10 protein-coding genes are annotated in these 9,537 nt (G+C 71.1%); 4 read left to right on the forward strand and 6 right to left on the reverse strand.

The window, feature by feature from the left end:
• Positions 1-103: 103 nt before the first annotated feature.
• Positions 104-481, reverse strand: a complete 378-nt coding sequence (locus VFN12_RS00520) for a VOC family protein (RefSeq protein ID WP_325116576.1) — start codon at positions 479-481, stop codon at positions 104-106.
• Between the two features lie 71 nt (positions 482-552).
• On the opposite strand from VFN12_RS00520, the gene VFN12_RS00525 reads away from it, so the two are divergent.
• Positions 553-1,539, forward strand: coding sequence for a lipase (locus VFN12_RS00525; protein WP_325116577.1), 987 nt, complete (start codon positions 553-555; stop codon positions 1,537-1,539).
• Between the two features lie 73 nt (positions 1,540-1,612).
• On the opposite strand, the gene dmpG is transcribed toward VFN12_RS00525, so the two are convergent.
• The 3 genes from dmpG to VFN12_RS00540 are packed head-to-tail and all read right to left on the reverse strand — an operon-like array spanning position 1,613 to position 4,464.
• Complete coding sequence (gene dmpG, locus VFN12_RS00530) at positions 1,613-2,710, reverse strand: 4-hydroxy-2-oxovalerate aldolase (RefSeq protein WP_325116578.1); 1,098 nt, start codon at positions 2,708-2,710, stop codon at positions 1,613-1,615.
• 51 nt (positions 2,711-2,761) lie between these two features.
• Positions 2,762-3,655, reverse strand: a complete 894-nt coding sequence (locus tag VFN12_RS00535) for an acetaldehyde dehydrogenase (acetylating) (RefSeq protein WP_325116579.1) — start codon at positions 3,653-3,655, stop codon at positions 2,762-2,764.
• Between the two features lie 2 nt (positions 3,656-3,657).
• Entirely contained in the window at positions 3,658-4,464 is an 807-nt protein-coding gene (locus VFN12_RS00540; RefSeq protein ID WP_414689997.1) for a 2-keto-4-pentenoate hydratase, read from the reverse strand.
• 26 nt (positions 4,465-4,490) lie between these two features.
• On the opposite strand from VFN12_RS00540, the gene kstD reads away from it, so the two are divergent.
• Positions 4,491-6,173 (forward strand): 3-oxosteroid 1-dehydrogenase, encoded by a 1,683-nt coding sequence (gene kstD / locus VFN12_RS00545; protein WP_325116581.1) that lies wholly within the window; start codon positions 4,491-4,493, stop codon positions 6,171-6,173.
• A 48-nt stretch (positions 6,174-6,221) separates the two neighbouring features.
• Positions 6,222-7,103, forward strand: coding sequence for a MaoC/PaaZ C-terminal domain-containing protein (locus VFN12_RS00550; RefSeq protein WP_325116582.1), 882 nt, complete (start codon positions 6,222-6,224; stop codon positions 7,101-7,103).
• Here VFN12_RS00550 and VFN12_RS00555 read toward each other — a convergent pair.
• Complete coding sequence (locus VFN12_RS00555; protein ID WP_325116583.1) at positions 7,100-7,588, reverse strand: cupin domain-containing protein; 489 nt, start codon at positions 7,586-7,588, stop codon at positions 7,100-7,102. The genes VFN12_RS00550 and VFN12_RS00555 overlap by 4 nt on opposite strands.
• Positions 7,589-7,646: 58 nt before the next feature.
• Between VFN12_RS00555 and VFN12_RS00560 the strand changes: the two genes are divergently transcribed.
• Complete coding sequence (locus tag VFN12_RS00560) at positions 7,647-8,375, forward strand: dienelactone hydrolase family protein (protein ID WP_325116584.1); 729 nt, start codon at positions 7,647-7,649, stop codon at positions 8,373-8,375.
• 39 nt (positions 8,376-8,414) lie between these two features.
• Here VFN12_RS00560 and VFN12_RS00565 read toward each other — a convergent pair.
• The coding region (locus tag VFN12_RS00565; protein ID WP_325116585.1) for an ionic transporter y4hA at positions 8,415-9,537 on the reverse strand (1,123 nt) is incomplete at its 5' end.

The following is a 9,537-nucleotide window of genomic DNA, read 5'->3' on the forward strand; positions in this document are numbered from 1 at the left end:
GGGGCCCCGTCGCGCCGGGCCTCGGTCGCGCCCAGTACGCCGACCCGCATGCTCGGAAGGATAGGCCGACGGACCGGCCGCCGGCGGAGGTTTTACCGAGCGATCAGGGGCAGCGAGCCGCCAGGACGCAGAACTCGTTCCCCTCGGGGTCGGCGAGCACCGCCCAGCCCTTGTCCGGCCCCTTGCGCAGGTCGTCGACCAGGGTGGCGCCGAGGCCGATGACCCGGTCGATCTCCTCGTCGCGGGATCGGTCGGTGGGCCGCAGGCAGATGTGCATCCGGTTCTTGACCGTCTTCGGTTCAGGCACCTTGAGGAACAGCAGGTAGCGGTCGTCGGGGCCGGCCAGGCCGCACTCCTCGTCGTCGGGCTTCATCTCCCAGTCGTCCTCGACCGTGAAGTCCTCGAGGACCTTTGCCCACCACATGGTCTGGGCGTAGGGGTCAGCGGCGTCGATGCAGAAGTTGGATGCGCGAGATGCCATGCCGCCACCCTGCCACCCCCGACCGACGAGCAGCCGTCGTACCCCACGGCACGGTCGCTCGTTGCACCGGCATGAGAGCCCCCACACACCCGGTCGTCGGCCTGGCGGCGACCCTGCTCGCCGCCGTGCTCGTCGGCGGGCCGACCGCGGGCGCCGTCGGACCGGCGCCGTCCGGCCCGACCCTGAACCAGCCGCAGGAGCGGCTGCGCAGCGCCACCGACTGCCAGCCACTGGCCGAGCTGCGCGCCGCGAGGCGGGTCGTGCTGCTGGTGCACGGCACAGGCGAGAAGAAGGACGAGACGTGGTCGTGGAGCTACGAGCCCGCCCTGCGCGGCGACGGCTTCGCGACCTGCTCCGTGCAGCTGCCCGACCACGGCCTCGGCGACTTCACCGTGGCCGCGGAGTACGTCGTCGCCGGTGTCCGCAAGGCGTCGAGGCGGGCCGATCGCCCGGTGGCGGTCATCGGGTACAGCCAGGGTGGTGCGCTGCCCGTGTGGGCGGCGAAGTTCTGGCCCGACGTCGCCGACCGGGTCACCGACCTGATCAGCCTCGGCGGACCCTTCGACGGCACCCAGCTCGGCAACGAGCTGTGCGCGCCCGGACAGTGCGCCCCGCTGGCCTGGCAGCTGCGGCGCGGGTCCGACCACGTCGCGGCGCTGCGCAACGCGCCGATGCCGCAGGGCGTGCCGGTCACCTCGATCTTCACGCAGTACGACGAGATCGTCCGCCCGCAGCCGGAGGCCTCCAGCCTGCCCGGCGCCACCAACGTGATGCTGCAGGACGTCTGCGCCGCCGACCCGTCCGAGCACGGCATCATCCTCGGCGACCCCGTGGCCTACGCGCTCGCCCTCGACGCCCTCACCCACCGGGGCCCGGCGCGCCCGTCCCGCCTCCCCGCGACGACGTGCCAGGAGACCTTCATCCCCCACGGCGACGCCGCGGGCTCCTACGTGTACCTGCAGGGCGTGGCCCGCCTCGCCGCCGGCCTGACGGACCCGCGACGCTGGGTCGACCGCGAGCCTGCCCTGCCCGCGTACGCCCGGCCCTACGCGGGCTGAGCACGCCGTTCTTCGCAGCGCCACTGGGTTTCGACGCGCGGTCGCGACCTCGCAAGCTCGGTCGCGCGTTTGCTCAACCTGCGCGCGACTCGCCAACCTCTCGTTCCTCGAGGTCGGCTTCGCGCTTGAGCATGAGAGCGATCTCGATCAGCTGGTCCTCCTGACCGCCGATCAGGCTCCGCCGGCCGGCCTCGAGCAGGATCTCGGCGCCGGAGACGCCGTACCGCTCCGCGGCGTTGCCCGCGTGCTTGAGGAACGAGCTGTAGACCCCGGCGTAGCCCATCATCAGCGTCATCCGGTCGAGCTGGCACTCCTCGGGCATCGCCGGGCGGATCACGTCCTCGGACGCGTCGACGATCTGCAGGAAGTCGACGCCGGTGCGCCACCCGAGCTTGTCGCAGACCCCGATGAACGCCTCCAGCGGCGTGTTGCCGGCACCGGCACCGAAGCGGCGGACCGACCCGTCGATCTGGGTGGCCCCGGCGCGGGCCGCGATCACGGTGTTGGCCACGCCGAGCCCCAGGTTCTCGTGGCCGTGGAAGCCGACGTCGGCCTGGCCACCGATCTCGGCCACGATCGCGGACACCCGGTCGGCGGTCTGCTCCATGATCAGCGCGCCCGCGGAGTCGACGACGTAGACACACTGGCATCCCGCGTCGACCATGACCCGGGCCTGCTCGGCGAGCACCTCGGGCGGCTGGGTGTGGCTCATCATGAGGAAGCCGACCGTCTCCAGGCCGAGATCACGGGCGAGACCGAAGTGCTGGATCGCGGTGTCGGCCTCGGTGCAGTGGGTGGCGATCCGGCAGATCTCGCCGCCGTTGTCCTGGGCGGCACGGATGTCGTCCTTGGTGCCGACGCCTGGGAGCATCAGGAAGGCGATCCGGGCGGTCCTGGCGGTCTCCGCCGCGATCCTGATCAGCTCCTGCTCCGGCGTCTTCGAGAAGCCGTAGTTGAACGACGAGCCTCCCAGGCCGTCGCCGTGGGTCACCTCGATCACCGGGATCCCCGAGGCGTCCAGGGCCTCGACGATGTCGTGGACCTCCTGGGCGGTGAACTGGTGCCGCTTGTGGTGCGACCCGTCGCGCAGGCAGGTGTCGGTCAGGCGCAGGTCGAGGTCTCCCCCGTGCTGGTCCTTCCACGTGCGGGTCAGGGCGTTGAGGTCGCTCATTTCGGGTCGCCTTTCGACTTCCGGGGTTTCGAGGCTCGCTTCGCTCGCACCTCAACCACCGATGGCTCTGGCGAGGTGCTCGCCCACCTGGGTCGCGGCGGCGGTCATGATGTCGAGGTTGCCGGCGTACGGCGGCAGGTAGTCACCCGCGCCCTCCACCTCCACGAAGACGCTGACCTTGAGCTGCCCCTGCGTGGCCGGCGAGGGCTCGTCGATCTGCGGCTCCTGGAGCAGGCGGTAGCCGGGGACGTACTCCTGCACGGCGCGCACCATGTCCTGGACCGAGCGGACGATCGCGTCCCGGTCCGCATCGGGAGGTACGGCGCAGAAGATCGTGTCCCGCATGATCATCGGCGGATCGGCCGGGTTGAGGATGATGATCGCCTTGCCCCGTTCCGCGCCCCCGATCGACTCGACGCCCGCGGCGGTCGTGCGCGTGAACTCGTCGATGTTGGCGCGGGTGCCCGGCCCGGCCGAGACGGAGGCGACCGACGCCACGATCTCGGCGTACGACACCGGCGCCACCCGGGAGACCGCGGCGACCATCGGGATCGTGGCCTGCCCGCCGCAGGTGATCATGTTGACGTTGGGCGCCGAGGAGTGCTCCTGGCCGTTGACGGGCGGGATCACCGCGGGGCCCACGGCGGCGGGGGTGAGGTCGACCGCGCGGATGCCGGCCTCCTCGTAGCGGGGGGCGTACTCCCGGTGGATCTGGGCCGAGGTGGCCTCGAAGATCAGGTCCGGCAGCTCATCTCGCTTCAGCAGCCAGTCGACCCCCTCGTGGCTGGCCTCCAGACCGAGCCCGCTGGCGAGGCGGAGCCCCTCGCTCGTCGGGTCGACGCCGATCATCCAGCGCGGCTCGATCACCTCGGAGGCCAGGAGCTTGTACATCAGGTCGGTCCCGATGTTGCCCGGGCCGACGATCGCGGCGGTCTTCTTGCTCACGTCTACTCCTTGAACTCTGCGACGAGGGTCTCGAACCCGCTGATCGACGCCTCGACCCGGTCGCCTGGCGCGAAGGGGACGAAGGGGCCGAGCGCCCCGGACAGGACGAGGTGACCCGCCTGGAGCGGGTCGCCGAAGCGGTAGCACTGAACGGCGAGCCAGCGCAGCGCCTCCAACGGGTCGCCGAGGCAGGCTGCGCCGTTGCCCGATGACCGAACCTCCCCGTTGATCGTGAGTGACATCTCGACATCCACGGGTGTGAAGTCGTCCAGGGACCGCCCCTCGTCGCCGACCACGAACAGCCCGCTGGACGCGTTGTCGGCCACCGTGTCGGTGAAGGTGATGTCCCAGTTCTCGATGCGGGAGTCCACGATCTCCAGGGCCGGCAACGCCGTCTCGACCGCCTGGCTGACGAGCTCGAGCGTGATCTCGTCCTCGGTCGCCGGCGCGACGGGCCGACGCATCAAGAACGCGACCTCGGCCTCCACCCGCGGCTGCACGAGGGTCCGCATCGAGATCGGTGACTGCAAGCTGACGTCCATGTCGTCGAGCAGGTAGCCGAAGTCCGGCTGGTCGACGCCGAGCTGTCGCTGGACCGCCTCCGACGTCGCACCGATCTTGCGCCCGACGACCCGGGCGCCGGCGGAGAGACGCTTCTCCACCAGCTCCTGCTGGACCGCGTACGCCGCAGGGAGGTCGTCGGTGCCGATCAGGTCGCGCACCGCGGCGCACGGGACGCGAGTCGTCTGGGCCTGGTCCAGGCGCTCGACGGCGGCCGAGATCACGTCCGGTGAGGTCACGACGGGCATTCTAGAACCTGTTACAGTTTTGCGCCATGACAGGGACCGCGCCGAGCCTGCCGACCGAGGTCGACGTCGTCGTGGTCGGCGCCGGTGGCGCGGGCATGACCGCCGCGCTCGCGGCCGCACATCAGGGCCTCGACACCGTGCTCGTGGAGAAGAGCCCCTGGTTCGGCGGCTCCACCGCCCGCAGCGGCGGAGGCGTCTGGATCCCTGGCAACGAGGCCCTGCGGTCGGCGGGTCAGGTCGACCCGGACGACCTGGAGCAGAGCAAGCGATACCTCGACTCCATCGTCGGCGACGACGTCCCCAAGATCCGCAGGGACACCTTCCTCGACCGGGGCCCCGAGGTCATGGACTTCCTCCGCGAGCACACCCCCGTCCGTTTCGCCTGGGTTCCGGAGTACGCCGACTACCACCCCGAGGCGCCCGGCGGCCGGCTTCGCGGCCGCAGCGTCGAGCCGGTGCCGATGGACGCACGGTCGCTCGGCGAGGAGCTGGACCGGTTGCACCCGGCCTACACCAAGGCTCCGGCCAACCTGATCGTCACCCAGGCCGACTTCCGGAAGATCAGCCTGGGGCTGCGCACCCTGCGTGGTCCGCTCACCATGGCCAGGGTCCTGCTCACCCGCCTGTGGAGCATCCTGCGCGGCCGCAGGATGTACGCGATGGGCAACGCCCTGGCCATCGGGCTGCGCCAGGGCCTGGCCGACGCCGGCGTACCGGTCCACTACGAGACCGAGCTGACCGATCTCGTGATCCAGGACGGCCGGGTCGTCGGCGTCCAGGTCACGCACCACGGGCGCCCCACCACCATCCGGGCCCGCCGCGGCGTGATCCTCGGCAGCGGGGGCTTCGAGAAGAACCTCGAGATGCGGGAGAAGTACCAGCCCCAGCCGGCCTCGATCGACTGGACGACGGGGTCGGTCAACAACACCGGCGGCGGCATCCTCGCCGGGATCGCCGCGGGCGCCCAGACCGACCTGCTCGACGACGCCTGGTGGGGGCCGACGATCCCGCTGCCGTCGGGTCCCTGGTTCTGCCTGGCCGAGCGCAACCTGCCCGGCTCGATCATCGTGAACTCCGCCGGCCGACGGTTCATGAACGAGGCGATGCCGTACGTCGAGGCGGTGCACGCGATCTACGACGGCGAGGCCACGGGGGTGCCGCACGTCCCGGCCTGGATGGTGATCGACCAGCGCTACCGCAACCGCTACCTGTTCGCCGGGCTCTCCCCCCGGCAGCCCTTCCCCGGCCGCTGGTACAAGCACGGCACGGTCAAGAAGGCCGACACCCTGGCCGGGCTGGCCGGGGAGATCGGGGTGCCGCCCGAGGCGCTCGAGGAGACGGTGCGGCGCTTCAACGGATTCGCCGCCTCGGGCGTCGACGAGGACTTCCACCGTGGCGAGAGCGGCTACGACCTCTACTACTCCGACCCCACGGTCAAGCCCAACCCGTCGCTCCACGCGCTCGACCAGGCGCCGTACTACGCGGTGAAGATCGTGCCCGGCGACCTGGGCACCAAGGGCGGGCTGGTCACCGACGAGCGCGCCCGGGTGCTGCGGCCGGACGGCTCGGCCATCGACGGCCTCTACGCCGCCGGCAACGTCTCGTCGGCGGTGATGGGCCACACCTACGCCGGACCGGGCGCCACCATCGGTCCGGCGCTGACCTACGGCTACCTGGCCGCACTCGACATCGCAGGCTCCGGTGGCTGAGGTGCGAGCGCAGCGAGCCTCGAGACCCCGTGACGGAGAGGACACCTGATGCCGATCGACCCCTCCGTCGCCGTGGGCGCCGAGCTGCCCGACCGGGAGTTCGCCTGGGACCCCAGCGACGTCCTGCTCTACCACCTCGGCATCGGAGCCGGGACCGCGCCAGGAGACAACCTCTCCCCCGGCGCCCTTCGCTACACCCTGGACGGTCCGGCGCTTCAGGTACTGCCGTCGTTCGGGGTGGTGGCGCCGACGTTCCACGAGACCAACCCGCCGCCGCTCGACCTGCCCGGGTGCGACATCAACCTCGCGCAGGTCGTCCACGGTTCGCAGTCGGTGACCGTGCACGGGCCGATCCCGACGTTCGGCACGGCCACGCTGAGGACCCGGGTGACCGACGTCTGGGACAAGGGCAGGGCGGCCGTGATCTGGCAGGAAGGGACCGCCATCGATCCCGGCGGCGAGGAGCTGTGGAGCGTGCGGTCCTCGATCTTCGTGCGGGGCGAGGGCGGCTGGGGCGGCGAACGGGGCAGCTCGGACCGGGTCGTCCTCCCCGAGCGGTCTCCCGACACCGACACGACGTACGACGTCTCGCCTCAGCAGGCGTTGCTGTACCGGCTCTGCGGCGACCGGAACCCGCTGCACGCAGACCCGGACTTCGCGAAGGCCGCCGGCTTCCCCGCGCCGATCCTGCACGGCCTCTGCTCCTACGGCATCGTGCTCCGGTTGCTCACCGACGCGCTGCTCGGTGGCGACGCGACCCGGGTCGGTGGCTTCACCGGACGGTTCGCCGGCGTGGTGTTCCCCGGGGAGACCATCCGGGTGCGCGGGTGGCAGGAGGACGGGCGAATCCTCGCCTCGGCCACCATCGCCGGGAAGGGTGAGCGGGACGGCGCCCCGGTCCTCGCCGACTGCGTGCTGACCCGGAGCTAGACATAGATGTTGTCGTGCTCCTCGAGGAACGCGACCAGCTCCTCGTGGGTCGGCTTCCACCGCCCCTCGGCGATCTCCACCAGGCCCTCGAAGTAGGCCTCCCGCGGCGCGCCGGGAGCGAACAGGATCAGCAGCGACGCCGGCTTGCCCGACTCGTTGCGGAACCCGTGCAGCCCACCCTCGGGAACGAACGCGAAGTCACCGGGATGAGCCTCGAGCCACTCCCTGCCGTCGTACAGGGAGACCGCGCCGTCGAGGACGAAGAACGACTCGGTGATCGTCCGGTGGAAGTGGGGCTCGGCGCCGCCCCGCTCGGGGCCCATGTCCCACCGGTACAGACCGAACTTGCCGCCGGTGGTCGCGCCGGTGGCCAGGTAGCTGGCGGCGCCACCCGGCCGGGGCAGGTCGGGGGCCGTGTCGGCCGGACGGAACGCGGTGGTCACCTCGCCACCGGTGCCGAGGTACCTCGGATCTGGATACGACATGGCCCGACCGTACGGCGCCCCGGCCCACGGGAGCTCGATTTCCGGCCATACTCCCGCCATGGGCCTCCTGGACACCTGGACGCGCGGCGAGCACACCGCCGACGGCACCACGCATCCGACGTACCGCAAGGGCAGTGGCCCGGGCGTCATCGTGATCCACGAGATCCCCGGGCTGACGCCCCAGGTGATCGGCTTTGCCGAGGAGGTCGTCGCGGCGGGGTACACGGTCGTGCTGCCGCACCTCTTCGGCGAGCCCGAGGCGCCGATGAACCCGCTCACGGTGGCGAAGTCGATGACCCAGGTCTGCGTGAGCCGCGAGTTCACCCTGCTGGCCACCGGCCAGACGGCCCCGGTCGCCGGATGGCTCCGCAGCCTGGCCCGGGAGCTGCACGCCGAGCTCGGCGGCCCGGGGGTGGGAGCCCTCGGCATGTGCTTCACCGGCGGCTTCGCGCTGGCGATGATGGTCGATCCCGCCGTGGTCGCGCCCGTCCTGGCCCAGCCCTCCGCGCCGTTCGCGGTCAGCCCGGGTCGCTCGCGTGACCTCAACCTCTCCCCCGCCGACCTGACGACCGTCAAGGAGCGGGCGGCGGCGGGCTGCGAGGTCCTGGGCCTCCGCTACCGGAAGGACCCGGCTGTCGGGAGGCGCTTCGAGACCCTCACCCGCGAGCTCGGTGACGCGTTCATCCGCGTCGAGCTCGAGGGCCGGGGTCACTCGACCGTCACCCTCCACCGCCAGCAGGTGGCGGTCGACCGCGTTCTCGACTTCTTCCGGACCAATCTCCACTAGCTGCGGAGAAGTGCCGGGCGCCCGGAGGCGGTTCGCAGGTCAGGGTTGGACCGAGAGGAACAGGAACGCGGCAAGCAGGACCAGGTGGACGAAGCCCTGCAGCGCGTACACGCGACCCTGCACCACGGTGAACGCCGTGACCGCGATCGTGATGGCCAGCAGGACGATGTGCGTGGGCTCGAGCCCCAGCTCGAGCGGACCGGGGAGCCAGATCATCGCCACCGCGATCGTCGGAACGGTCAGGCCGATCGAGGCCATCGCCGAGCCGTAGGCGAGGTTCAAGCTGGTCTGCACGCGGTCTCGCGCCGCATTGCGGACCGCGGCGATCGACTCCGGTGCCAGGACCAGGAGCGCGATCACGACGCCCACGACCGCATACGGAAACCCGAGGTCCTGGACCACCTGCTGGATCGTGGGCGACAGGAGCTTGGCCAACCCCACGACCGACACGAGGGAGACGAGGAGGAGGCCGAGGCTGATCCACGCCTCCCGCGCCTCCGGGGGGTCTGCGTGACCGTCGTGGTCGAGGTCGAGCAGGCCGGTGACCCGACCCTGGTCGTCACTGCTGACGGGCAGGAAGAAGTCGCGGTGGCGAATGGTCTGCGTGAAGACGAAGGCGGCGTACAACGCCAGGGACGCCACCGCGGCGAACGCCAGCTGCGAGGGCGAGTACTGCCTGCCGTGAGCCGAGGTGGTGAAGCTCGGCAACACCATGGTCAGACCCGCGAGGGTGATCACGGTGGTGACCGCGGAGCCCGTACCGGCGGCGTTGAAGCTGACCAGGTGGTGCTTGAGCCCACCGACCAGCAGCGACAGGCCCACGATGCCGTTGAGTGTGATCATCACGGCCGCGAACACGGTGTCGCGCGCATACGTGCTCGCACCCTGGCCACCGCTGGTCATCAGCATCACGATCAGCCCCACCTCGATGACGGTGACGGCGACCGCCAGGATCAGCGAGCCGAACGGTTCCCCCACCTTGTGCGCCACGACCTCGGCGTGGTGAACCGCGCAGACGACCGCCCCGACCAGGGCGACCGCCACCAGGACGAGGACCGGCCACTGGTCGTGCCGCACCCACGCGCCGCCCAGCACCAGCACGGTGAGGGCCGGGACGAACACCGACCACTGCAACCGGCCACGGACCGCTGGTGCACTCATG

Origin of the sequence: Nocardioides sp. (assembly GCF_035703625.1) — a bacterium.
GTDB lineage: Bacteria > Actinomycetota > Actinomycetes > Propionibacteriales > Nocardioidaceae > Nocardioides.

Coding starts and splice junctions, on each gene's coding strand:
- VFN12_RS00520 (WP_325116576.1), bottom strand. CDS start 481: ATGGCATCTCGCGCATCCAACTTCTGCATCGACGCCGCTGACCCCTAC.
- VFN12_RS00525 (WP_325116577.1), top strand. CDS start 553: ATGAGAGCCCCCACACACCCGGTCGTCGGCCTGGCGGCGACCCTGCTC.
- dmpG (WP_325116578.1), bottom strand. CDS start 2,710: ATGAGCGACCTCAACGCCCTGACCCGCACGTGGAAGGACCAGCACGGG.
- VFN12_RS00540 (WP_414689997.1), bottom strand. CDS start 4,464: ATGCCCGTCGTGACCTCACCGGACGTGATCTCGGCCGCCGTCGAGCGC.
- kstD (WP_325116581.1), top strand. CDS start 4,491: ATGACAGGGACCGCGCCGAGCCTGCCGACCGAGGTCGACGTCGTCGTG.
- VFN12_RS00550 (WP_325116582.1), top strand. CDS start 6,222: ATGCCGATCGACCCCTCCGTCGCCGTGGGCGCCGAGCTGCCCGACCGG.
- VFN12_RS00555 (WP_325116583.1), bottom strand. CDS start 7,588: ATGTCGTATCCAGATCCGAGGTACCTCGGCACCGGTGGCGAGGTGACC.
- VFN12_RS00560 (WP_325116584.1), top strand. CDS start 7,647: ATGGGCCTCCTGGACACCTGGACGCGCGGCGAGCACACCGCCGACGGC.